The sequence below is a fragment of the Bacillus sp. URHA0034 genome (assembly GCF_056280405.1).
On the sequence record NZ_JBWCDK010000001.1, the window covers coordinates 301,900 to 326,391 of the forward strand.

At 35.7% G+C, this 24,492-nt stretch carries 22 protein-coding genes, 1 pseudogene and 1 other annotated feature (1 of these 24 only partly in view); of the genes and pseudogenes, 18 read left to right on the forward strand and 5 right to left on the reverse strand.

The annotated features are described in order from the left end of the window. Positions 1 to 292 precede the first annotated feature (292 nt). Positions 293 to 1,225, reverse strand: a complete 933-nt coding sequence (locus ACZ9EE_RS01615; protein ID WP_476025054.1) for a zinc-ribbon domain-containing protein — start codon at positions 1,223 to 1,225, stop codon at positions 293 to 295. Beyond that, positions 1,164 to 2,210: a zinc-ribbon domain-containing protein gene (locus tag ACZ9EE_RS01620; protein ID WP_476024921.1), complete on the reverse strand. Its 1,047-nt coding sequence runs from the start codon at positions 2,208 to 2,210 to the stop codon at positions 1,164 to 1,166. The genes ACZ9EE_RS01615 and ACZ9EE_RS01620 overlap by 62 nt, the downstream gene beginning before the upstream one ends. A gap of 543 nt (positions 2,211 to 2,753) precedes the next feature. Here ACZ9EE_RS01620 and ACZ9EE_RS01625 point away from each other — a divergent pair. From ACZ9EE_RS01625 to ACZ9EE_RS01670, 10 genes are all read left to right on the forward strand, one after another. Beyond that, complete coding sequence (locus ACZ9EE_RS01625; protein WP_476024922.1) at positions 2,754 to 3,389, forward strand: recombinase family protein; 636 nt, start codon at positions 2,754 to 2,756, stop codon at positions 3,387 to 3,389. Between the two features lie 358 nt (positions 3,390 to 3,747). Further along, on the forward strand, positions 3,748 to 4,245 hold the full coding sequence (locus ACZ9EE_RS01630; protein ID WP_476024923.1) for a TRAP transporter small permease: 498 nt from the start codon (positions 3,748 to 3,750) through the stop codon (positions 4,243 to 4,245). Position 4,246: 1 nt separating this feature from the next. Next, positions 4,247 to 5,542, forward strand: coding sequence for a TRAP transporter large permease (locus tag ACZ9EE_RS01635; RefSeq protein ID WP_476024924.1), 1,296 nt, complete (start codon positions 4,247 to 4,249; stop codon positions 5,540 to 5,542). A gap of 58 nt (positions 5,543 to 5,600) precedes the next feature. Then, a complete protein-coding gene (locus ACZ9EE_RS01640; RefSeq protein WP_476024925.1) occupies positions 5,601 to 6,629 on the forward strand; it encodes a TRAP transporter substrate-binding protein in 1,029 nt (342 codons plus the stop codon). Between the two features lie 146 nt (positions 6,630 to 6,775). Next, on the forward strand, positions 6,776 to 7,501 hold the full coding sequence (locus ACZ9EE_RS01645; protein ID WP_476024926.1) for a hypothetical protein: 726 nt from the start codon (positions 6,776 to 6,778) through the stop codon (positions 7,499 to 7,501). Beyond that, entirely contained in the window at positions 7,502 to 8,197 is a 696-nt protein-coding gene (locus tag ACZ9EE_RS01650; RefSeq protein ID WP_476025055.1) for a glycoside hydrolase family 3 N-terminal domain-containing protein, read from the forward strand. It abuts the gene before it with no gap. Continuing rightward, positions 8,191 to 8,979, forward strand: coding sequence for a glycoside hydrolase family 3 C-terminal domain-containing protein (locus tag ACZ9EE_RS01655; protein ID WP_476024927.1), 789 nt, complete (start codon positions 8,191 to 8,193; stop codon positions 8,977 to 8,979). The genes ACZ9EE_RS01650 and ACZ9EE_RS01655 overlap by 7 nt, the downstream gene beginning before the upstream one ends. 174 nt (positions 8,980 to 9,153) lie before the next feature. Continuing rightward, positions 9,154 to 10,215: an AraC family transcriptional regulator gene (locus ACZ9EE_RS01660; protein WP_476024928.1), complete on the forward strand. Its 1,062-nt coding sequence runs from the start codon at positions 9,154 to 9,156 to the stop codon at positions 10,213 to 10,215. A gap of 333 nt (positions 10,216 to 10,548) precedes the next feature. Then, complete coding sequence (locus tag ACZ9EE_RS01665) at positions 10,549 to 11,946, forward strand: MFS transporter (protein ID WP_476024929.1); 1,398 nt, start codon at positions 10,549 to 10,551, stop codon at positions 11,944 to 11,946. A 39-nt stretch (positions 11,947 to 11,985) separates the two neighbouring features. Next, positions 11,986 to 14,298: a glycoside hydrolase family 2 protein gene (locus tag ACZ9EE_RS01670; protein ID WP_476024930.1), complete on the forward strand. Its 2,313-nt coding sequence runs from the start codon at positions 11,986 to 11,988 to the stop codon at positions 14,296 to 14,298. Between the two features lie 147 nt (positions 14,299 to 14,445). Here the strand turns inward: ACZ9EE_RS01670 and ACZ9EE_RS01675 are convergent. Then, a pseudogene (locus ACZ9EE_RS01675) lies at positions 14,446 to 15,902 on the reverse strand (IS1182 family transposase). Between the two features lie 364 nt (positions 15,903 to 16,266). On the opposite strand from ACZ9EE_RS01675, the gene ACZ9EE_RS01680 reads away from it, so the two are divergent. Further along, a complete protein-coding gene (locus ACZ9EE_RS01680) occupies positions 16,267 to 18,549 on the forward strand; it encodes a glycoside hydrolase family 2 protein (RefSeq protein WP_476024931.1) in 2,283 nt (760 codons plus the stop codon). A 170-nt stretch (positions 18,550 to 18,719) separates the two neighbouring features. Continuing rightward, entirely contained in the window at positions 18,720 to 18,932 is a 213-nt protein-coding gene (locus tag ACZ9EE_RS01685) for a hypothetical protein (protein WP_476024932.1), read from the forward strand. Positions 18,933 to 19,308: 376 nt separating this feature from the next. Here the strand turns inward: ACZ9EE_RS01685 and ACZ9EE_RS01690 are convergent, their stop codons facing one another. Beyond that, positions 19,309 to 19,530, reverse strand: a complete 222-nt coding sequence (locus ACZ9EE_RS01690) for a hypothetical protein (protein WP_476024933.1) — start codon at positions 19,528 to 19,530, stop codon at positions 19,309 to 19,311. A 17-nt stretch (positions 19,531 to 19,547) separates the two neighbouring features. Between ACZ9EE_RS01690 and ACZ9EE_RS01695 the strand changes: the two genes are divergently transcribed. Then, on the forward strand, positions 19,548 to 19,736 hold the full coding sequence (locus tag ACZ9EE_RS01695) for a hypothetical protein (RefSeq protein WP_476024934.1): 189 nt from the start codon (positions 19,548 to 19,550) through the stop codon (positions 19,734 to 19,736). 42 nt (positions 19,737 to 19,778) lie between these two features. Continuing rightward, positions 19,779 to 19,901, forward strand: a complete 123-nt coding sequence (locus ACZ9EE_RS01700; protein ID WP_476024935.1) for an alpha-L-rhamnosidase C-terminal domain-containing protein — start codon at positions 19,779 to 19,781, stop codon at positions 19,899 to 19,901. Between the two features lie 1,317 nt (positions 19,902 to 21,218). Here the strand turns inward: ACZ9EE_RS01700 and ACZ9EE_RS01705 are convergent. Beyond that, positions 21,219 to 21,890, reverse strand: a complete 672-nt coding sequence (locus tag ACZ9EE_RS01705) for a helix-turn-helix domain-containing protein (protein ID WP_476024936.1) — start codon at positions 21,888 to 21,890, stop codon at positions 21,219 to 21,221. 84 nt (positions 21,891 to 21,974) lie between these two features. Here ACZ9EE_RS01705 and ACZ9EE_RS01710 point away from each other — a divergent pair, with 84 nt between their 5' ends. From ACZ9EE_RS01710 to ACZ9EE_RS01725, 4 genes are all read left to right on the forward strand, one after another. Then, positions 21,975 to 22,490, forward strand: a complete 516-nt coding sequence (locus tag ACZ9EE_RS01710) for a zinc-binding dehydrogenase (protein ID WP_476024937.1) — start codon at positions 21,975 to 21,977, stop codon at positions 22,488 to 22,490. Between the two features lie 948 nt (positions 22,491 to 23,438). Beyond that, positions 23,439 to 23,591, forward strand: coding sequence for a hypothetical protein (locus ACZ9EE_RS01715; protein ID WP_476024938.1), 153 nt, complete (start codon positions 23,439 to 23,441; stop codon positions 23,589 to 23,591). Between the two features lie 63 nt (positions 23,592 to 23,654). Further along, positions 23,655 to 23,783, forward strand: coding sequence for an aspartyl-phosphate phosphatase Spo0E family protein (locus ACZ9EE_RS01720; protein ID WP_476024939.1), 129 nt, complete (start codon positions 23,655 to 23,657; stop codon positions 23,781 to 23,783). 151 nt (positions 23,784 to 23,934) lie between these two features. Continuing rightward, positions 23,935 to 24,210, forward strand: a complete 276-nt coding sequence (locus ACZ9EE_RS01725) for a hypothetical protein (RefSeq protein WP_476024940.1) — start codon at positions 23,935 to 23,937, stop codon at positions 24,208 to 24,210. Between the two features lie 246 nt (positions 24,211 to 24,456). Then, positions 24,457 to 24,492 (forward strand) — a binding site (T-box leader); it runs 208 nt beyond the window's last position.

A 24,492-nucleotide genomic window follows, 5' to 3' on the forward strand; every position in this document is an offset into this window, starting at 1 on the left:
ACCTTTAATGGGAATAAAAATCTTTCAGCCATTCGTTTAGTTAAGATATATGGAAATCTAGTTCAAATCTTAGATTGAAGTGATCGGCAACTTGGTAAAGTTTTGATAGATCGCTCAGGCTGCTTATTTTTTCTGGAAACTGGCGTGATTATTGAATCGGATAAATTGTTTTAATTTATAGAATATCCGGCCACTCTTTGATGGAAAATACAGCTAATTATGAGATAATTCAACAATTTTCAATTATATTAACTTTTTCTAAAACATAATCTCTCCTATCTATGATTCTCCTTCATTTGCAGATGATACATTTTTCTTTCATCTTATAAACCTGTTTTTCAAATTCATTACCGCACTGGCATTTCCACCAGACAAGTTTTCCAGAACAGCTTGTTACATCATACGGCGTCAGTTTACCATTCTTGGTAGGATGCCATAACTTCGCAATATCAGGTTTAATAGTAGCTAAACAATTTCCTTCATAAACCCGCTTACCGATACAGTAGGGACATCCCTTTTTACTATTTCGACGAGAAACAGGTTCTTCCCATTCTTGATTACATGTTGAACAAAACCACCATGCCATTACATTACTTCCGGGCAAGACATCCAGAGGTGTTAACTTTCCGTTTTTAATAGGATGCCACATGGAAGCGATTTGTGGACGTTCTTTTTCAAGTGAACGAACTGGTCCAGCCTTTTGTCCAGAGCAATAGGGGCAGGTTTGTCCATTTACTCTCTTATTAATAATAGCATTCCAATCTCTGTAGCAGGTTTTGCATGTCCACCAAACCCGTTTATCGGAACCTGGTGTGAAATTTTCTGGTGACAATTGTTGGTTTTTTTCCTTATTCCATTCGGAAGCAAATTCCGGGAAAAGAAAGCCTAAGCTTCTTTCTTTTTCATTCTTTTTCGCTTTGCTAAGTATTTCTAGGTAGTCATCTTTAATATTAATTTTTATACTTTTTACAAGGGGAGTTAGATTTGTTCCTTCAAGATAGCCAAGGAGTTCAATGTATATAAGAATTTCTTTTATTACATTGGAAAGGCTTTTTTCATCATCTGCTTTACACTGTATCTCAATCGAATCAAAACGTTGGATCTTGGGAAGGATTTTGTCATCCCCATTATTTTCACGGATACGGATTAGTTTTATTCCCCGTTCATTTAATACGATTTTTTCGTTCGTCCTGTTGAATTCTGTTTTTGTGATAGAAGTACCCATCGTATTCAATTGCAATATTTAATGAAGGGATAAATATATCTATTTCAATTAATTTACCGTCAACGGTTAACAAAAATCTATTTTCACAATCTGGAATAATAATTTTTCTTAAATAAAAGAGAATACACTGTTCATGAAATGAACTAGAGTTACCAGCATTGCATTTAGGGCATCCTCTGTTTTTTTCGTTTCTGTTACCAATTTTAGCTTCCCACTCATGGCCGCAAAACCGGCATAACCACCAAACTTTTTTACCTGATCCAGGCGATACAGTGGCTGGATCTAAGCCATTGTTTTTATTTGGATGCCACTCATCTATTAGTATGGGGTTTATTGTTTTTTGGTTGTAATTATTCGATACCTTTTGTTTAGTCTTTCTTGGGAAGCAAACTTTGCACCGATTTCCTGTAGCTCTTGCTGAAATCTTGTCTCTCCATTCATGTCCTTTGTCACATATCCACCAAACCCGTTTATTGGACATTAAGGCAACGGTATATAGTGTGAGTGATTCGTTTTTATCGTAGTTCCATTCCTTTGCTAGTTCGGGATTTCGTGTTTCTAAACAGGTTTCCGGTGTTGCAATTTTGCCGCTGCAATAAGGGCAGCGATCGCCTCTTCTAGTTCGGTTAGAAACACTTGCCGGCCACTCATGGCCTCTTTCACATTTCCACCAATATGCCTTTGTAGTTGCCCTGGAAACAACGTGAGGTGTAACATTTCCATTTTTATATGGATGCCACTCCGCAGCAATTTCGGGATGAGTAATCGCAAGGCTGTTATTAGGTAAGAGTCGATACCCAGAATCGTATGGACAACCCGCGCCTCTTTTGCGGTGGTCAAGTCTAGCAGGCCATTCATGGCCGCTCTCACAAATCCACCATAATTTTGTTTTTGCAGGCACATTTAAATTTCTAGGATCCAGGTCAACATTTTTTTTCCAGTTCCATTCTTTTATTAATCTTTCATCAAGTCTTTGATACGTCATTTTTCAGAACTCCTTTTAGAATGAATGAAATTGTAATGGTGTCGGTAACTATAAACAATTTCAAATATCTAAAAGATATAAGCTTTATGAGTGAGCAACAGCTAAATTTGAGCAAGATTTTTTCTAACTTTTTTGGTCACATTCTGGTCACATACGAAAAATAACTAGCGATTAATAGAAATCACAAATCGGTATTTGATTGCCGATAAACATTGTTAAATTAACAACTTCCGATAATTTTTAATCACAAAGGAAGATTAGAAATAACACCATCCCTCTAACTTCAAAACTGGTTGTGCGGTGCGTGCCACCGTAGCTGGGTTCGATTCCCAGGCAGTCCCGCCAAAACGTTGATTTAATGGTGTTTTAGCTGTTTTGAAAAATTTTGATAATGTTTCTTTTTTACATATAGACTGTTTGGGCTATTGTTAATTAGACTGTGTGACCTCCTTGTGATGTATGGGATTCCCCATAAATGAAGGAGGATTTTTTTATGGCTGAGCAAAAAAAGAGAAAAGGAAAAAAAACGGAGATACTTACTTCATGAAAAATAAAATATTCGGTTATATTCGAGTAAGCAGCAAAGACCAAAATATTGATCGTCAACTTAATGAAATGCTGGAACTAGGTATAAATGATAGGGATATATTTATAGATAAAGAAAGCGGGAAAAATTTTAATGGCCCTCAATACAAAGCACTAAAACAGTGCTTACGTGAAGGAGACTTACTATATATAAAGTCAATTGACCGTTTTGGCCGAAATTCTAAAGAGATTAAAAAAGAATGGGAAATCATTACTTCCGAAATAAAAGCTGAGATTAGGGTAATTGATATGTCATTGCTGGATACAACACAACACAAGGATACTTTGGGGACATTTGTTTCTGATTTAGTATTGCAGGTACTTTCGTTTGTTGCTGAAAAAGAAAGAGAGGATATTAATAGGAGGCAACGAGAAGGAATTGAATCCGCTAAAGCAAAAGGCAAACATCTAGGCAGACCGAGATTGAATCTCGAATCATTAACTGAAAAGCAAATAATAATATTGAAAACAAATTATGAGCTTTGGAAAAGGAAGGAAATAACGGCTGTTGATTTTATAAATCAAATGGGATTAAAGAAAAATACATTTTATAAAATCGCTAAGGAATTTGAAACCAGTAGGCACTATCAATAGTGATTTTTTACATTTTAACACACGATACTGATGTGGGTAATGTATACAAGCTATGAAGAATTCAGCGTAATATTCAATTTTTTTCATTATAGTTTCAATTAATATTTTATCAGAAAATTACATAGTCCTAGTGTTTTAGGGAACCTAATGTATAATATCCACCACGGTCTATAGTGGTGGATATTTTTTGTATATTTTCTGTTTAGGGTTTTAAAGAAGGTTGTTCAAATTGAAGGGACTAAAAAGTATAAACCTTAATAAAACATATACTCTCCCAAAAAAACAACATTAATTAATAGTTAGTAAATTGGGAAAATTGGGACAAGTAAACGTTTTAACGAAAAGAGGGGGAATTTTAATGAAGTTTATCAAAAAAGCTGGTCTATTGGTTGACTCTATTTTTGAAAACTTTACATTAATATCGCTGGTAGCATTAATTTTAGTTGTAACTATTCAAGTTATGACGCGGAAATTGTTTAATTTCGTTTTTTTCTGGTCTGAAGAAATCACTCTCCTATTGCTTGTATGGTTTGCCTTCATGGCAATCGCAATAGGAGTTCGCGAGTATATCCATTTAGGTATAGATTCCTTCACGAATCTTTTTGGAAAGGCATTCAATAAGTTTTGGGATAAGGTCATTAATTTAAGTGTGTTTGCTTTTGGCTTATACCTAGTAGTTCAAGGATGGGACTTTACAGTATTGATGCAAGATTCAACACTGCCAGCTACAAAGCTTCCAAGTAGTATTACCTATCTGGCGATGCCGATTACAGGCTTTATGATTTGTGGGTATGCCTTACTCCAATTATTTAACATTAACACAACTAGACATGAAGGTATTGAGGAGGGTATGTAGCTTGGATACTAATACTATCGCAATTATTATTCTACTTGCAAGTTTTGTTCTTTTAATATTGCTTCGTTTTCCTATTGCTTTGACACTCGTTGTCTCGTCATTGATAACTGTAATTTATCTCGGTATTCCGATGCCGGTTATTGGTCAGCAAATGATTCAAGGAATGAATTCTTTTTCTTTGCTAGCGATACCGTTTTTTATTCTTACAGGACAAATAATGAGTGAAGGCGGTCTAGCCAAAAGGATTGTAAAGTTTGCAAGTCTAATGGTTGGTAGAATCCGCGGGGGTCTCGCCATGGTTAACAGTGTAGCTGCGTTGTTCTTTGGAAATATTTCCGGATCTGCTGTTGCGGATGTATCATCTGTTGGATCTGTTATGATTCCAATGATGAAAAAGAATGGATACGAAGCAGATTATGCTGTAGGTGTTACCATAGCTTCTGCGATTCAAGGTGTGGTCGTACCTCCGAGCCATAATCTTGTTTTATATTCATTAGCAGCTGGGGGCGTATCAATTGCTAGTCTTTTTATGGCAGGGATTGTACCAGGAATAATCATGTTAATCGCTCTCATTTTAACAGGTTATATCATCGCAAGAAAACGTGGATATGGAAAAGCTCAACGAGTACCGATATCTGAAATTCCAGGAATTCTTCTTCATGGTTTTTTATCTTTAAGCCCAGCCGTCATCATTTTGGGTGGAATCTTAAGTGGATGGTTTACCGCTACTGAGTCAGGAGCATTAGCATGTTTGTATTCTTTTATTATAGCATTCTTTGTTTATAGAGAGGCTCCATTATCTAGTATGGGGAAAATATTAAAGCGTACAATGAGAACGGTTTCAATGGTGTTTTTCTTAATCGCAGCCTCGGCATCTTTTGGCTGGATACTAGCATATTTACAAATCCCTGGCATGGTAACTGATTTGTTTTTACAGATTTCTGATAATCCGCTGGTTATTTTATTGATCATTAATATATTATTGCTACTTCTTGGTGCACCAATGGACATGGCGCCAATGATTTTAATCATGACACCAATTCTTCTTCCTGTGGTGACAAACTTTGGTATGGATCCGGTGCACTTTGGAATCATCCTAATTTTAAACTCGGGGATTGGTTTGTTAACACCTCCAGTGGGAACAGTGTTGTTTGTAGGTTCCGCAATTGGTAAGGTCTCCATTCAGGATGCAACCAAAGCAATGCTTCCATTCTTTTATGCTTTATTAGTTGTTTTGTTAATTATCACCTATATTCCGGAAGTTGTAATGTGGCTTCCAAATATGATTGTTAAGTAGAAGGAGGATTTAGGTGAAATTATAAAAAATATAAACACAAACTAGGGGGATTACAATAATGAAAACAAAAAAGTTTACAGGATTATTAGCAGCAGCTATTTTTGCAGGTACATTATTGACTGCCTGCGGAAGTAATCAAGAGAAGACAACTTCAGATGCAGGATCGAAAGAAAATCGAAAGCCGAGTTATACATTCCGCTTGGCGGATAACCAGCCAGCTGATTATCCAACAGTTGTGGGAGACAAAAAGTTTGCAGAGTTAGTTGGAGAAAGAACGAATGGACGTATAAAAATTGAAGTATTTCCATCGGGACAATTAGGGGATGAAAAATCGGTGCTTGAACAAGTTCAGCTGGGAGCTGTTGAATTTACTAGAATTAACGCTAGCCCACTAGCTGAATTTAATAAAGACTTTTCAGTACTTGGTCTTCCATATGTATTTGAAAGCGATGAGCATTTATGGAATTTCCTTGAAAGCGAGAAAGGAACGGAAATGCTGGATGGTTTAGAACAATCAAAGATGAAAGGTTTAGCCTATTATGATTCTGGATCTCGTAATTTTTACTCTACTAAGAAATTAAAAAGTATTGATGATTTAAAAGGTCTTAAAATTCGAGTTCAGCAGAGTGAAATTAATATTGATTTCATTAAGGCTATAGGAGCGAATGCTACTCCAATGCCATACGGAGAGGTATTCAGTGCCCTGCAAACAGGAATCATCGATGGAGCTGAAAACAATCTGCCAAGCTTCGACTCCTCTAACCATTATCAAGAAGCAAAAAACATTATCCTAGATCACCACCAACGTATTCCTGAAGTTTTGCTAATGAGTGATGCTGTTTGGAATAAGTTAGATAAAGAAGACAAAAAAATTATCAAACAAGCTGCACTTGATTCGGTAGAAACTCAGAAAGCTGAATGGGATAAGTGGGAACAACGTTCTGAAAAGAAATTGAAAGACGAAGGTGTAACATTCACTGAAGTAAAGGATCTTAAACCTTGGCAAGATGCAGTTAAGCCAATGGTAGAAAAGTACTTTAAAGATTATAAAGATATTATGGAAGCTATAGAACAAGCTCGCCCGTAATTAACATTTACCTATCTGGAATATATGTTTAATAATCCAGATAGGTCTAAATAATTTAATTTGGAAGATTGGTAGGAAAATGTATTTTTAAATTAGGAAGCGTTTTCTCCCGGATTTAAATTCTGTGGTATTAAAGGGGAAAAAACATGGCTTCAATATCGTCAAGAATAAGAAAAAAATCTTCAAAACTAAGAAAAACTGTACTAATGAGTGCGCTCGCATTATCATTACTAGCTCCTCTCATGGTCCCAAAAGTACACGCAAATAATGAGGACCTTGGATGTGTAGATCCAACAACAAATGCCAATCCTGGCAATTCAGGAGCAGACACAGTAACCTATCGAGTTCCTGCTAACTCCGCTACTGGGCAACCGGAAATCGAAGCCGCAAAAAAAGGAGTCCTTACTATTGATGGGAGACAGTTTAGAGATTTAGATGGGGACAGAGCTCTGGATACCTACGAAAACTGGAGAAAACCTGTAAATCAACGGGTAACTGATTTGGTATCCAAGATGACGCTTGCTGAAAAAGCAGGATTAATGCTGATCAATACACACTCTCCAATCGCGGATCCGGCAGATGGAAGATACGTAAAAGAAGATGATCCAATGATTGTTGGCAAAAACATGCGCTACGTTATTTTCCGTCAAACTCCAACTGTAGATGTTATCGCAAAATATACGAATCAACTGCAAGAACTTGGTGAGGCCTCAAGATTAGGTATTCCAATCGTGGTAACTTCGAATCCACGGAATCATGCCTCTACGGATTACACCAACATTACTGCAAGCCAGGGGCAACATTCTTTTTGGCCGGGGCCATTAGGCTTTGCAGCCGCTGGCGATACCGAAGCGGTAAAGGAATTCTCTTAAATCGCGGCAAAGGAATGGAGGGCCGCCGGAATTCGCAAGGTCTACGGGTATACCGCGGACATCGCTACTGACCCTTTATGGGCAAGAATTGAAGATACATTTGGTGAGGATCCTAAAGTGGCCTCAGATATGATTTATAACGTTATTAAAGGATTTCAAGGAGATAAACTTGGCAAAGATAGTGTTGCGATCACAGTGAAGCATTTCCCAGGTGGAGGGGCACGTGATAATGGTTTGGATCCACATTTTGCAGAAGGTAAATTCAATCCATATCCGACAAAGGGAAGTCTACTTAAATATCACATTCCTCCTTTCAAGGCAGCTATCGCAGCGGGTGTATCGTCCATCATGCCTTATTACGCTTATCCTAGCAATAATAGTGCGGATCAAGGATTACCATGGTACAGTGAAGACCAGCAATTTGAAGAGGTCGGTTTCGCCTTAAATGATGCATTCTTAGATGGTTTCTTACGTGGCCAGCTTGGTTTCAAAGGATATGTTAACACTGATACCGGTGCGGTTGGTTCTAATTCTTGGGGGGCTGAAGGTTTAACACAAGTGGAAAAGGTTGCAAAGGCAATTAATGCTGGGACAATATTATTTCTGGCTCATCTGATCCGTTTCCGATCATTCAAGCAGTTGAAAAAGGATTACTCACGGAAGAGACAGTTAATGAATCCGTATCCTTATTGCTAACTGAAATGATGAATTTAGGGCTGTTCGAAGATCCTAATGTAGATCCACAAAATGCACTTGATGTGGTCGCAAATCCTGAAGCCCAGAAACTTGCATATGAAGCACATCTAAAATCGATTGTTCTTTTGCGTAATGATAAAAATCTATTACCTTTAAAAGATGCTAAGCTTAAAAAAGTAAAACTATACGTCGAAATGTTCCCTGGCGGAACGAACGGAGCCAATATGAAGGGGTTAATAGAAACCATTAAAAAGCATGATCCTTCAATTACAATTACGAATAATCTTAATGAAGCTACACATGCTTATATTTTTGTAAAACCTGTTCAGTCAAACTGGGATAATAATCCAAGAATAACCGTAGGTCCTGAAACAGGTATCACGAATGTTGATAGAATTATTGACATTCAAAAGACGGTTCCGACGATCACGGCTGTAAACATGACCAACCCATGGGTACTAGATCAAATTGAACCAAATACTGCAGCATTAATCGCAACTTTTGGGACAAAGGCAGAGGCAATCGTCGATGTCATTCGTGGAGAATACAATCCAATTGGAAAACTTCCATTCGCACTTCCTGCAAGTATGGAAGCAGTACACAACGAGGTTGGAGATGTTCCGAGTTTTGCACCTGAAGAAGACCCTGCTTATCCATATATAAATAAATCTGGTGATGTTTATAAGTACGGATTTGGGCTTTCTTATAATCAAGGTAAAGCGGTTGGAAAACCTGATCATGCAGGAGAGACAGGTACACCTGATCATGCAGCAGTAAAATAATTAAAAATTGGGCTATAGATTGTTTAGTAGAATTGAAAGGTCCCATCCGACAAGGACGGGGACCTTCTTGTTTTATAAAATTAATAATTTTATGTCTATTTAATTTATTATATGGATGGTAGAATAAATTAAAATGAAACCGCTTTTTTTCTCGTCAGATAGGAGTGCATTTGAATGAGACACATAGGTTATAAGAATTTATTGGAAATAATTAATAAAAGAACCGAGAGAGAAGAATATTTCATGCAGAATCCAAATAAGGTCCAGAAATATCCTATACAACAACCTTTTTTTCTTGAAGATAAGTTAGGGGATAAAGAATGGAAAATTATTATGGATTATGACGAGGAAGGAATTATTACATCTTATCCTAATGAGGAGGAAAAAACAAATAAGTTCCTAATAAGAAGAAAAATGAAATATATACCTATTTTAAAACACAAACATGATTATATTGAAATGGTATATGTTTTAGAAGGAAGTTTTATTCAAGAAATAAATGGAATACAGATCGAGATGAATAAAGGGGATTTATGTATTTTAGACAGAAATGTCGTACATAGCTCCTTGCCTTTAAGTGAATCAGATGTCGTTGTCAATATTATTTTGACACCTGAATTTTTTGATGGTATTTTTATGTATTTATTATCGGATGATAACTTTATTTCCAATTTTATCATCAATAGTCTTTACTCTAAGAGTAAGGAACAAAATTTCTTAAAACACCATATAAAAGACGATTCTTTCATAAAAATCATTTTAGAAAACCTTCTGCTAGAGTATTATTCAACAGAAATGAAATCTTCTGTGGCTATTAACGGGTACCTGCTAATTCTTTTTACAGAACTATCAAGAGAAATTACTGATAGTACTGAAGAAGTGATAAAAGATGAACAAAATAAGATAAAAGAAGGAATTCTAACCTACATTAGAAATAGATATAAAGATACAAATCTTAATGAAATGGCAGCTTATTTTCATTTTCATCCAAGTTATCTAAGTAGTCTTGTTAAAAAAGAATTTGGCAAAAATTTAAAGGATTTACTGACTGATGTTCGAATGTCAGAGGCTAGCAAATTACTTAAAAACACAGATATGACAATTGAAAATATCATTTTGGAAGTCGGTTATACCAACCATAGTTACTTTTATAAAATTTTTAAGAAAACATATGGCATGACACCAAATCAATACAAAATAAAATTAACAAATCAAAGGAAAACAAAGACAGAATAAAAAGGTTCTGTCTTTGTTGTTTTTTATAGTGTTATCCTGAAAAGAGAAATCTTAATAAAAGATATAATAAGCCTAATTTAGAATGCAGAAAATGTATATTAAATATACAACATATTCAAGGAAGGTAAAAATAATAAAGTAATAGATAGTGTGGAAATAACGACAGCTATAAATTAAATTTGGAGTGGATGAGGCAGATCGATACCGGAGGTAAATAATCATTAATATGACGGTTTGTACGAGTTGTTGTAAACCTTTACACTTGTCTTAATGGTAAATAGAAAAATAGAATTACTGTTTAACTTTTTTCTCGAAAAAATGGGGGTACTATCTGTGACTATAAAAAATTCAGGTGAAAAATTGTGGCACGTTATTATGACACCATTAGGTTCAGCTTCATCCAATGTTCATTTTTTCTTATTCATGTCATTCTTCATGGTATTTGCTACAGAAGCCTTAAAAATGAATCCTGTCTTAATCGGGATCGTTTTAACAGTATCTAGGCTTTTTAATGCTTTTATGGATCCAATTTTAGGTACCTTCATTGACAAGACTGAAACAAAATTTGGGAAGTTTAGACCGTTTTTAGTTAGCGGATCAATCATCATGAATATTAGTTTAATCATGTTATTCAAAATGTCTTTTATTATTCCGGAAAACTTTCAAATTTTTTGGATTATATTTTTTTATGGACTATGGGATATAGGTTATTCTATGATGTCAACCGTTAATAAGTCAGTTCTTGCAGTCATAACAAGGAATCCTAAACAAAGACCTGTTTCTGGTATAGCTGGAGGAGTATACAGCACATTATTGAATATGGCTTTTTTGGTGAGTATAGTTCCATTGATTAATATGAATGGTGGATTTGGAGCCGAGTCGGGCTGGAAGTGGGTTTCTACATTTGCTGTCATTTTAAATTTAGTTTTACTTGGTTTAGCATTGTTTGCGATATCTGCAAAAGATAAACCTGAGTTTTTTAGAATGGGCGATCAAAGAAAAGAAAAAGTAAAGGTAATAGATTACTGGAATATTATAAAAAGTAACAAACCTCTACAAATGTTAATGATTTCAGCATCTTCGAACAAGTTAGCGGATACCGTTGATAGTGCAGCATTGATTTATTTCTATATGTATGCGGTTCAAAATGTGAGCCTGCAGCTAATAGTAAGCGGCTATTCTACGATAGTGGCATTTGTTGGTGCCTTTTTCGCTGGAGGAATTGCCATTAGATTTGGACTAAGGAAGGCTTTTGTCTTAGGAGCTTGGATAAATTTAATCTTTTCTGTCTCATTACTGCTTTTCCGCCCTTTCGATGTAGTTCCTGTTTTTATACTTCTAATGTCTTTAAACACGCTTTGTAGAAGATTGACAGCACAAAATGTTGATCCAATGATAGCAGATGTCGTGGACTATCATACTTATAAAACTGGAAAATTTATGCCTGGAATATTTGCATCTTCCTTTTCTTTTGTCGATAAAGTCATCAGTTCCATGGCAGGTTCTATTGTTGGGCTGCTAATGGGACTTGCAGGCTACCATGCAAATGCCGAGCCAACTACTGCGCTTTTTTGGACATCCTTATTAATTTATTTAGGTTTTCCAATACTAGGGGATATGATCAGCATTATAGCTATGAAATTCTACAAGATTGATAAGACCGTTTATAAACAAATATATGAAGATAAAAAAGACGATAATGGAATCGAGCTACAATTTATAGCTAAGTAAAACATCTAAGAATTGGAATATGTTAAGAGAGGTATAAATATGGTGAATGCAATTGATTTAAATGATAATTGGTTATTTTCAAGGGTAAATCATCCTTCATATGAATCGGAGTTAATAAGTGAGGGAGAGTCAGTAACCCTGCCTCACTGTTGGAATAGCAACGATGGGCAAGGCGGCAGTGGAGAATATTTTAGAGGTACATGTTGGTATCAAAGGAAACTGACCATTAACCATGAGTATTTAGAAAAGCGTTTATATTTAGAGATTGGTGCCGCAGGAAATATTCGGAAGGTTTATATAAATGGGGAGCTTGTTGGAGTAAGTAAATGTGGATATGCAATGTTCAGAATTTCTTTAAACAAGCACTTGAAAATTGGAGAAAATCTCATTTCTATCTTGGTGGATAATCGTTATCATCATAATGTTTATCCATTAATGGCAGACTTCACATTTTATGGCGGTTTATATAGGGATGTAAAGCTTCTTGTTATGGAGGATTTGCATTTTGAAGTTCTAGATAACAGCAGGGATGGAATTTACCTCAACCAAAAAAAGATTGAGGAGAATAACTTTAAACTGGAAGTTTGTGGCAAAGTTATCAATGAATCTTTTAAGTCAGAAGACGGGACTATTAATATACAACTAATTGACCAAGATGGAAATATGATATTTGAAAGAAATGTAAGAATAGAGATTGTTAGAGAAAAGGAATTTAAAGTAATTGAAGTAATAAAAAATCCAATTCTCTGGGATGGCGTAGACCAGCCATACCTATATTCAATATCTGTTGCGGTTATTATTAAAGGGCAGACATATGATGTCCGGAATTTAAAAATTGGGTTTAGGACAGTGGATGTTACCTCTGACCTTGGTGTAATTTTAAACGGTAAGCCCTTAAAGCTAAAGGGGGTAAGCCGTCACCAGGATTATGCAGGTATCGGTAATGCTTTGACAAAGGCACAAATGGACGAAGACATGACTATAATAAAAGAATTGGGGGCAAACAGTATTCGTCTTGCGCATTATCAACATGATGATTATTTTTATAGTCTATGTGATCAGAATGGGATGTTGGTATGGGCTGAAATACCATTTATCAGTATTCCGTCCACAAAAGATCCATCAAATCAAAACGCAAAGGATCATTTAGAAAAATTAATTAAGCAAGCATATAATCACTCCTCAATCTACTGCTGGGGTATTCAAAATGAGATAACAATTGCTATGGAAAACGAACAAATCTATGGAATGGTTAAGGAACTAGGGATTTTGGCGAAAAAGTTAGATCCTAATCGTTTAACAGCACAAGCAAATATCTACTCTGTTGAAAATAACAGTGTACTCAATGATATAACAGATATAGCAGGTTATAATTTATACTATGGTTGGTACTATGGAGAGAAGGAAGTATTGGGGGAGAGGTTGGATGAATTTCATCGAGTGAAACCTCACGTTCCTGTTTTAGTCTCAGAATATGGTGTGGATACAAATCCCAAACTTCATACTTACGTTCCCCAGGTAAAAGACTATTCTGAAGAATATCAACTAGTTTTCCATCATAATGCCCTGAAAACATTTAACGAGAGACCCTTTGTTTTAGGTGGGTATGTGTGGAATATGTTCGATTTTGGCAGTGCCAATAGAAATGAAGGCGGGGACCCTGGAAAGAACTTAAAAGGACTTGTAACAATGGACCGAAAAATAAAAAAAGATACTTATTTTCTGTATAAAGCATTTTGGTCAAATGAACCTTTTGTTCACTTAGCTGGAAGAAGATTCGTGAATAGACATAAAACTCTTAATGATATCATCGTTCTGTCCAACCTCTCTCATATAAAACTATATAATAATAATGTTTTACTTTTTGAGTTAAAAAGCGATGAACCCATGAAAATTCTTAAAGAAGTACCACTTTTAAAAGGGGAAAATCATATAAGAGTAGAAGCAATGGATGAGGCCCAAATAGTTTATAATGATGAAATCATTCTAAATCATGTTGCAGAATTAGACAAAAATTATGTATATGAAGGAGAAAGTAAAAATATGGTAAATTGGTTCGAAAAATTTGATTTATCGAATTTGCAAGAAATAGTTCTTAAAGATGGATACTACTCTACATTTGACACTATTGAAGACCTTTTTAAATGTGAAGCTGCGAAAACAGTATTTAAGAAATTTTTTGGAAACCTGGACGAGGAACCGAGGTTTAAGGTAATGATGGGAGTCACGTCCATAGAGAAGATGTCTAAACTGTCTTTTTTCAAGATTCCTAAAGAATTACTTCCTGTGATTAACAAAGAGCTAAATGATATTCCGAAAATAACATGTAACGAAAGAATATTACTTTCATAACAAAGAAACTCCCGCCGGAATGGGAGGGCACTGAAAAACTTTCGTTTTTCAATATAAGGTTTAGAACGCTTGAAGTAAAAAAGACACCTCGAATTCATTTTTTGAATTTGTGAGCTGTCTTTTTGTATTTTTATGATCGTTTTATCCCTATTTTTGGTTCATTAGTGTCAATATTCTTTTTACATTTACTGCGAAGATAGCCATTGCCCCTTGCAATTGCATGCCATTAGACCCGAGGATTTTGCAACATCATACCCGTGTCTGTGTTTTAATTCGCTATTCTTTGCTTCTATTTTATATCGCTCTTTTGATTTTTCTTTAAAATAGTTGCTCTCTTGAAATTTTATTTGTTCTGTATGAACATTTGATTTGATACTTACTGAATAGCTCTTACTCTTTGCACCTTCTTTATAACATCCTTCTTTAAAGGGACATTGTTTACATTTTTCAACATCAAAATAATAAGTGTCAGTTTGATTTTTACTTACATCTTTTTTACCTTGTCGTGCTTTTCTAATAGCCATATGTCCAGCCTTACAAACATACATACCAGCGTCTTTATTGAATTCAAATTCGTCCTCTTTTTTACGACATCCTTGAGTTACTGCAGGGCTTAATTTAGCTACTAAATTAATCTCATTCGTATTTGCGTACTCAATATTTCCTTTTTCAGAAAAGGCAGCATCGCCGATTATCGTTTTTACTTCTATCCCAGCTTCTTTACTTTTCTCGACTAATGTTTCTAATTGTTTTCCATCATTCTTTTCGCCTGTTGTAATTACTGCGGCAGTGATAATTCTTTCTTCACTCATTGCCAGATGTGTTTTATAGCCGAAAAATGAAGAATCCGCTGTCTTATGACCTACACGTGCATCTGGATCATTGGATATTTGAAGCTGTTCATTCATATCTTCTAGGGTTTCTTTAAGTAAGTTCATCTTTTCTTTTACTTTTGGGTATTCGCGGATTACTTCATTCTTTTCGACTACCTCCATTAGCTTATGGCAATACTCAATTTCATCCTCTAATATATCTGTCGTGGATTTTGCTGGTAGCTGATTCTTTATGCTTTCATCAACCTGATAGATTGCTTTTCGAAGAAGCTTTGATTTATTCATTAATATTTCTTTTGGAGACTTTTGATTATAACGTGCTTTCGAGTGGGTGGCATCAACGATGACAGAATTGCTTTTGATAATTTCCTTTTCAATCGCTATTTCCACTGTTTTATTAATAAGTAAATCTAAAAGATTGACATCTTTTAAACGTAGTTTACGGAATTTAGTCAAAGAACTAGGATCAATGACCTCATCTTCAGGGGACATATCTAGAAAATATTTAAACGACATATCATACTTTGAACGTTCAACAATATCCACATCAGATAAGTCATGAATAGATTTTAAAAATAGATATTTGAACATACGAATAGGGTGAACGGCATTTCTTCCATTGTCATGACAATAATTGTCCTTGAGTTCATCATATACAAAGGAAAAATCAATGAGTTCATTAATTTTTCGAAGCATATTATCTTGCGACACTACAATATCGTAAAGTGCCATATAAGGACTAAAATGCATAGATTGTTGATTTGGAATCATCGTAAACACCCACTTCATATTGATAAATTAATTATTCGACAAAAAAAGCACTCTTTCCTTCAAAATTTTGAAGGAAAGGGTGCTTTTGAAATATTTTAGGGACTTTTTCAGTGCCCTCCCGGAATGGTGGGAGTTTCTTTGTTTCATTTTCACAAATAAAGTAGGCGGTTAATTTAAGTATTCTACCACCTTAATAAAACATATAGTTACCTAAATAATCAACATTACTTAATATTTAATAGATTTGTAAAATTGGGATAAGTAAGCGCTTTACAAATGAAAGGAGGTGATTCAATTAAAAGTCAAAAATATTTAACAAAGTGAAAGTGCTTTCACAGAGAAAAATTGAAAAGGAGAGAGAGAGATGTTTTTAATCGGAAATAATCTCAAAAAGTCGGCACTATTTATGCTGGCAATCTTACTGGTATTTACGCTTGTTATACCAGGTGTAAGCGCCGAGCAAGGGGAAAAAAGCGATTTAAAAGACACAGTAGTCAATACAGGTAGAATTGTTGAAAACATTAATCATGGTTGGACATTCTATAAGGGAGCTCAAGGTGCAGAGGAAAATTTCAGTGCCATTAATTATAATGATAGCAGTTGGCAGAAGATAAGCCTTCCTCATACCTGGAACGAAGAGGATGGCAGTGGGATTGCAGATAATTACAAAGGTGATGGATGGTACAGAAAGGAATTGAATATTCCAGTTTCCTACGAAGGTAAAAAATTATACCTGCAATTTGAAGCTGCTAACAAAGAAGCAGAAGTTTTTGTAAATGGTAAGTCTGTACATACCCATATTGGTGGGTATTCCGCCTTTATAGTTGATATTACAGACTATGTAAACTATGGACAAAAAAATATTGTCTCTGTAAGAGTAAACAATGAAGTTAAAGATTCGGCACCATTACAAGGTGACTTTACTTTCTGGGGTGGAATCTACAGAAGTGTAAATCTATTAGTTACAGATAAAACTCATATTGATGTAGAAGATTATGGTTCAAGTGGTGTATATGTTAGCATTCCAAATAATCAATCCATTGAGAAAAACGCAGAAGCCACAGTTACAGTACCAGTGGAAATTAGCCGCGATGACCTTGAGAGTAAATCTAACTCTATTGAAGTAAGAGCCCTAATAAAAGATGCAGAGGGTAAAATCAGATCAAGAACAGAATTAAAGGCTGATGAGAAAAAGTTGAAGTCTGCAGATGTTTTAGGAGATCAAGCTGTATTTACTGGGACAATGAAAGTTAGTAATCCACATCTTTGGAATGGTACAAAGGATCCTTATCAATATACAGTTGAAGTTGCGGTAACAAGAAAAGGAGAGGTAATTGACCAGGTAAATGAAAAAGTAGGATTCCGTTATTACTCAATGGATCCTAATAAAGGGTTTTTCCTGAATGGTAAAAGTTATCCGCTCCATGGTGTTGACCTTCACCAGGATAGAGATGGTTACGGTAATGCTGTACCAGATTCAGTCAGAGCAGAGGATTTTGAACTTATTAAGGAAATTGGAGCAAATACATTGAGATTAGCTCACTATCAACACTCTCAGTATGATTATAATAAAGCTGATGAAATGGGGTTAGTGGTTTGGGCTGAGATTCCTTTGGTAAACACAATGACACTATCAGAAGAATTTTCAAACAATGCCGAAAAACAATTAACGGAGATGATTAAACAAAACTATAATCATACGTCCATTGTAACCTGGGGTCTTCAAAATGAATTTGGTGGCAACGGCTTTTATACTAGCAGGAACGCTAGTGAAAGTCTTGAAGAGCAGTATGCTGCGGCAACGAAATTGATTGAGCGTTTGGCTACAAAGGCAAAAGAATTAGATCCTAACAGACTGACTACTCACGCTATCCAGGGGAATAATTCCCGTGATCCTGAAGGCTATAAGGAAGTATTGGATAGACATTTGGCTTGGAATGAAAGTGGAAGCATAGATGTTGCCTCTTTTAATACCTATTTTGGTTGGTATTATAATAAAGCTGGAGATTTAGCTAACTATCTTGACACATTACATGAAAAGCATCCGAATGTTCCACTTGGTATTTCAGAGTATGGTGGCGGAGCAAACCCTTATCAGCATGACGTAATTGATGAAGACTTTATCAATAACTGGAATAGCGCATCTTCTCGTGGTCCATGGCAGCCAGAAGAATTTCAAAATTATCTTCATGAAAGTGCATGGAGTATCATTAGTGAACGTCCTTGGTTATGGGCAACTCATGTCTGGAATATGTTTGACTTTGGCGTTGCTGGTAAAAATGAAGCCTCAACTCCAGGTATTAATACCAAGGGGCTCGTATCATATGACCGACAAGTTAAGAAGGATGCATTCTATTTCTATAAAGCACAATGGAATAAAGACGACAAGTTTGTTTATATCACAAGTAGAAGATATACCGATAGAAAAGAAAGTATTACACCGGTAAAGGTTTATTCCAACTTGAAGGAAGTTACTTTAACTGTAAATGGAAAGGATTATGGTAAGGGAAGATTGCAGCAGACAGGTGTATTTGTTTGGGATGGTGTAGAACTAAATGATAGTGGCAATGTAGTAATTGCATCAGCTAAAAAAGCAGATGGAACTAATGTCGCAGATTCTGTTACTACTTGGAAGGTTGTTAAATAATCTTCTAGGAACTATTTAGCGTAAAAGCTGGTATGATGAATATTATCATGCCAGCTTTTACTTTAATTAGGCTTCATAAAAAGAACATGAAGATGCAAACTGTGCAGCGATTGAATAGAAGTAAAATTTAATTGAAAACCGCTATACCACAATACGTTAAGGAGATATATATGAATTATCCATACGAAAGCTTAGTGATTGATGAAGTGGTACCGGTATTTATGTTAATGAATAGTGTAAAATATGTGGCTATGCATTGGCACGACCGGATTGAATTTTTATTAGCAGAGAGCACCTTTAAACCGCTGGAAACACAGCTTGGCTACATGCGTAAATTGAGAAGTCTACTAAACTATATCGAGGACAATTTCGATGAAAAATGATGATAACAACAAAATGATGGATTTTCTAGCCGGATTGGTGATTTTTTGCTTTGGTGCGGTCTTTGGTATTTCTTTTGAATAGCTCAATGGATGGTAGCATTTATGTAGGAGGGATTTAGAGGAATGATAGACCAGGGTTAGGTATTGATATTGATGAGGAAAAGGCTAAGCAATATCCTTGTCACAATGAATTACCTCAATGGACTTTGGCTAGATGGCACTATACAAGCTTTTTTTAATTAAAATAAAATGAAATTTTATATATCCTAAGTACCGGTATAGTAAAACAAAAACGTAGAGTATACTCCCATATATTGAAAAAGAAAGAATACTAAAAAGTATTCTTCCTTTTTTGTAATATAATCATGTTATTTTGCTATTTTCCAGTCATTTTACATTCGATTTGATAATTACCGCCTGCTACACCCGTTAAGTAAACGTATTTACCATCGGAATTTGCCTGTTGAACAATACCTGAGGCATCGTGGAATTTCCCGTTATTCCATACTAGTTTTCCGTTAATATGAATTACGGAATTTTCATTTGATACCGGAACAGCGATGGTTCCCGAAGTTTTTTCAGGAGACTTAACATTCATGACGAATTTGCGAGAAGTTGATTAATGGGCTAGAATTAAATGCACGCTTAAAAACAGGGGATACGAACAACGCATTTACACTAATAAACAACATGTGGGGACAAATGGTTGACACTAACAATCCATATTATACGGGAACGTTTTGGGAAAAAGTGAATCCTGACGGGACGCTACCATCTAGTGAAACCAGTCTAGCCCATGGCTGAGCAAGTGCACCGACCTCTGCACTATCAGAATACGTCCTTGGAGTGCGACCTGTTGACCCTGGTTACAAAACTTGGATTGTTCAACCCCAAACTGGTAATCTAGACTGGGCAGAGGGTGAAGTACCTACGCAATATGGAGCTATCTCAGTGAAGTGGGGGCAGTAACCGGCTGAGTATGATGGGAGCCTAAAACCTACACCTGCTGTTGTGGCTAATAATCCATTATCGGGGTTGCTGATTAATTGAGCTAGTGATTGCTTGACGTACTCTTGACCATTGCTACCAATTGAATTATATAACGTTGGGTCTTCTACTACCATGTCACCCGACCAAATTAGGCGGTCACGCTTTGCCCCGTCAACTAATAAGGGGTGATTATTATTTACACCATAAGGTACTGTGAAGTCCTTAAAAAGCTGCTTGAATGTGACTTCGGCTCTGTTATTATCGTTATTTTGCGTCCCAATCGGTACCATATCTAACTGTACAGTGTATGCTCCTGAATACCATGTTTTGTTCAGTTGATCTGAACTGGAAAGAAACCATCCTTTATAATCCTCCGGCAATGCTCGATACGCATTGAACTGAATACCAACAGTGTCTAAAGATACCGTACCCGGAGATGTTAAAGTAAGCAACATGAAACCTTCTCCACCTTGCAAGGATGTCTTAATAGTACCTGGTCCCTTAGGTGTAACATCCGCGTACCGCTTACCAGATAGCCCTCCATCATCTCCAGTTGTATTCATGTATTTATTTGTTTCGCTAAATGCCATTCGCAATGTCGGGCTTCCCGATACTGAGGTTACATTGAAGTATGGTATACCCCCAATGTTCTTTCCAAAGTCTAATAGAATAGTTGGTGCAGGGGAGCTGCCATCCCATGTAAGCTTTGTAATGCCATTGTCTTTATTAATTAAAGCATCTGCACTTTGAACGTTTCCGGAAACATTCACTACTTTAACAGGATGAGCATCGTCGCTTTTGGGAGCTAAAACATATTGTTGCCAGTTTGGATTTTCAGGCCAAGGGGTACTTTCGGCATGCGCGGACTGTCCACCGAATCCTGTCCCAAGACCGGAAATTAACATCGCTGCTGTTGGGGGGATCAAGGCAACTTTGCTAAGCTTTTTAAAAGAAAAACCCTTTTTTTGTTTATTCAAGTTTCTTCTCTCCTTTAGCTGAAAATTATTGAAGCTAAGCATTAGTAATTTAGCGTAATTGCTAGATACCTTCCTCCTGTACTTGTTTTTTAATTATTATTTCGCATGGTGTCTATTTGGAAGCGTATACATATAGGTTAGTTTATCTAACCTCATACTAAAAGGAGATAAGTTTTGGTTTGGGGGGTCATTCCTTGGTTGTTTTCAGAATATTAAAGGTAAAAAAAGCTTGCAGATGAGTTTATCTGCAAGCTTTTTTTAATGAAAAATGGTAAAACATCAATCTTAGATAGAACGCTGAAGAAATTAAACTTGATTATCATTTGTTTTTGTGTGAACTACGATACTCACTAGGAGTAACGCAATAAAGCAAATGAAACTTCTTATAAAAATAAGTTAAATTATTATAGCCAATTTCTCTAGAGATATCGTCAATACTTTTATCGGTCAAACGTAATAACATGGATGCATGTTTGAATTTCTGTTCTTGAACAATTGTCGAAAAAGATTTCCCTGTCACCTTTTTAATAAATCTACCTAAATGGGCTGAGGAAAATTTAAAATGTGCAGCTGTTTGTTCGAGTGTAACATCTATATAATTCTTCTCAATATTCGCTAACAGCTCCGATATGGGTATACTGGTATCTTTTATGCCTTTCTTCAAGTAAATCTCATAGTTCTGACTTTCCAAAAGCCTACTAAATAATATGACGATATAAGCCTTGATGATTTCGGGATTCGTGCTTTTATTACTATCAAACGCTTCACATAAGATATTTTGAATGGTTTGTTTTATTTGCCAATTTTTAGCGGTGCGAAATAATAGGAAATTTTTTTCCCTCGCTTGATTGGTTATAATAGAAGCAATTGTATTTCCGAGCACATTATCCCCCAAAATCCGATAAATGAATTGGCTGTCAAAAAACTCCTCTTTTGCCAAGAAGTTTATCAAGATATCCTCTTTTCCTACTTTATTAATAGAATGTTCCACATTTTTGTTAAGGATTAGAATGGCTCCTTCACTTAATTTAAATTCTTCACCCTGAATTTCCTGAGGGGGTGCTTAAGCCCAAATATGAAGGTACTTATTCCCGGAGTCGGCAGTGGGGTAGCAACGTTTTTATTACAATTTCCAAAAGCAGTAGGAGCGACCGTTTATGTTACCTCCCGCTCTAAGGATAAGTGTAAAAAAGCCCTTGAACTTGGTGCAGACAAAGCCATTGAGAGTAATGAAGATTGGGATAAAGCACTAGGTGGAGAAAAAATGGACCTGGTTATTGACAGTGTTGGAGCTGCTACATTTAACAAGTCGCTCGATCAGTTACGCCTAGGAGGGACTATGGTTACATTTGGAGTTTCCTCAGGAAAAGAAGTTCAAATCAACATCCAAGATTTCTTTCACAAGCAATTAAATCTTTTAGGGACAAGGATGGGAAGCGCAGGAGAATATAAAGAGATGCTTCATTTTATTCAGACGCATAAAATAAAACATGTTTTAGATAAAAATTATTCAATTACTCATTTTGGTCAAGCTTTCAATCGTATGAAATCTGTTGATCAATTTGGTAAGATTGGCTTCTTAATTGGTTAAGATAGCTAGTAAAATAATTATTGTTGATTAACAAATGTACTCAACTGGTAACGACATCACAATAAATGAAATAAGCCGGTTCTTCCCTTATTAGGGAAATTTGCTTTCTCTTTACCCAATATGTCACACAAGTTTTGCAAAAATCTTGGAACTACCCCATGTTCAAATTGAGTTTCGTCATACTAGAGCAAGGAAAAATGATTTTTAATTTAACTTTTTACTAGTATATGGGAATTATCATTTAAGATGCAGTATCTTTACTCTAGTAGGAAACACTGTATCAGAATTAAATTTAACGCACCTAATGGTGTACTATTATTGGAAATATCCCCAGGCGGCATTGCTGATTAAGTTCCCGCGAAAAACGTGGTACGCCTTCATGATAACGTTCCATGTGAGGAAGCATTACGTTTTCATTATACTGGAAAAGCTTATGAAATACTTAAAAATGGAGGGGGATGACCTGGTATGACCATTTTAACAATTGTTCCAATGGGGTTTTAGGAACTGAAAGAGTGCTTTTATCTCTTGTAATGGGTGCATTGTTTCAATAGAAGGTAATTTTGGACCTATCTTTGGAGCTGTTAATTTTTATTAAAAGAAGACAATGAGATGACAATAATATTGTATTGAAATAGTTGGATATATATAAACTGAATCTTCCTTATGGAGTCCCGGTTGGCGAACAATATCCTGAGTCAGCGGGTAGTGAGTTTGCTTTTTTGCAAAAATAAAAGAGTATATACCCTCATTGGTCAAGTAATGTTATTGAGAGGACTATGGAACAGATGGGCAAACCTTTAGCGAAAATCGAGGTCACTGTCAGTGGAGCAAATCCCTCCATCTTTTGGGGCTCCCAATAACCTAAGAGTATGAGAAGACCTAAATCATCATAGAGAAAGCAAGAAAAATGGAGTAAGAATTTTCCTTCAGTTAGTCAAGTTGTTCTTGAATAAAACATTGCGACGAGCCGTACCTGTTTTCAGTGGCCTTGTCCAACCAAACTCTGTACTAAAAGAGTGGATTTTTCCGAAATTATACGGAATTTGGATGTTTATCGCTGAAGAAATTAATTTTACAAATCGTTGCGGAAAGGAATAATAAAAAGTGTTCCTATTGCAACTGGTGGATTTGTCGGGAAAAATAGAAAAATAAAGAAAAACTATGCATGAGTTAGCAGAAAAATATGAATTAAGAGATCCAATTGTATTAAGATGTAGTCAACAATTGGATGAATCTATTATGTCCTACCAACCATTATTAAAGTTGATTCCGAAATATTTCGACCATTGATGAGCTAATCAGTTAAATAAACTACACGAATTGAATGTGATTTATCTGAGATAAAGGTTCCTTATCGGAAAATATAGAATTTAGTGAAAGATACTAAAAGCAGGGAATTGTATTTAAAAGGGTAAAGTGCCGACCGTTATATGTTTGGAGAATGGAACGAGTCCTTGGCGTCAGATCCTGGGATGGTTTTATTACAGGCATAGTGTTATTAAAAACCCCATCATCTTGCTATCTTTGGTTTAGGAAAGCAAGGCAAGATGATGGGATTCTTGATACTTTAAAACCAAGTGAAGTCGATCCAGAACTCCAAAAATTATTAGGGGGGAAGAAATTTCCCCTTTTGTATGACAGGCAGTCGATTGCTGATGCCAATCATCACTCTTCTTTTCTTTATCTGATAAAGACGTCACTTTGGCGAAACGAATAGATGAGGATAATAGAATTGAATCCCAGAGAGTACAAGTCCATCCACGAGTTATCATGAACGAAACTAGCTCCTACTCGTAAATACGTAGGGGGATCCGGACCATCAAAGGTTATCAATTTCAGTAGGTCAACCTCTTGGGAGAAAAGGGTTTAGATTGAAACATTAAGATTCAAAATATTTTTTATTTTTTAAAAATTAAATTGACAAATCGAATAAACTGGTTTTATATTATAAATAATTAAATAATAATATGCGATGATTGGAAATAGTAAAAGGATTTAA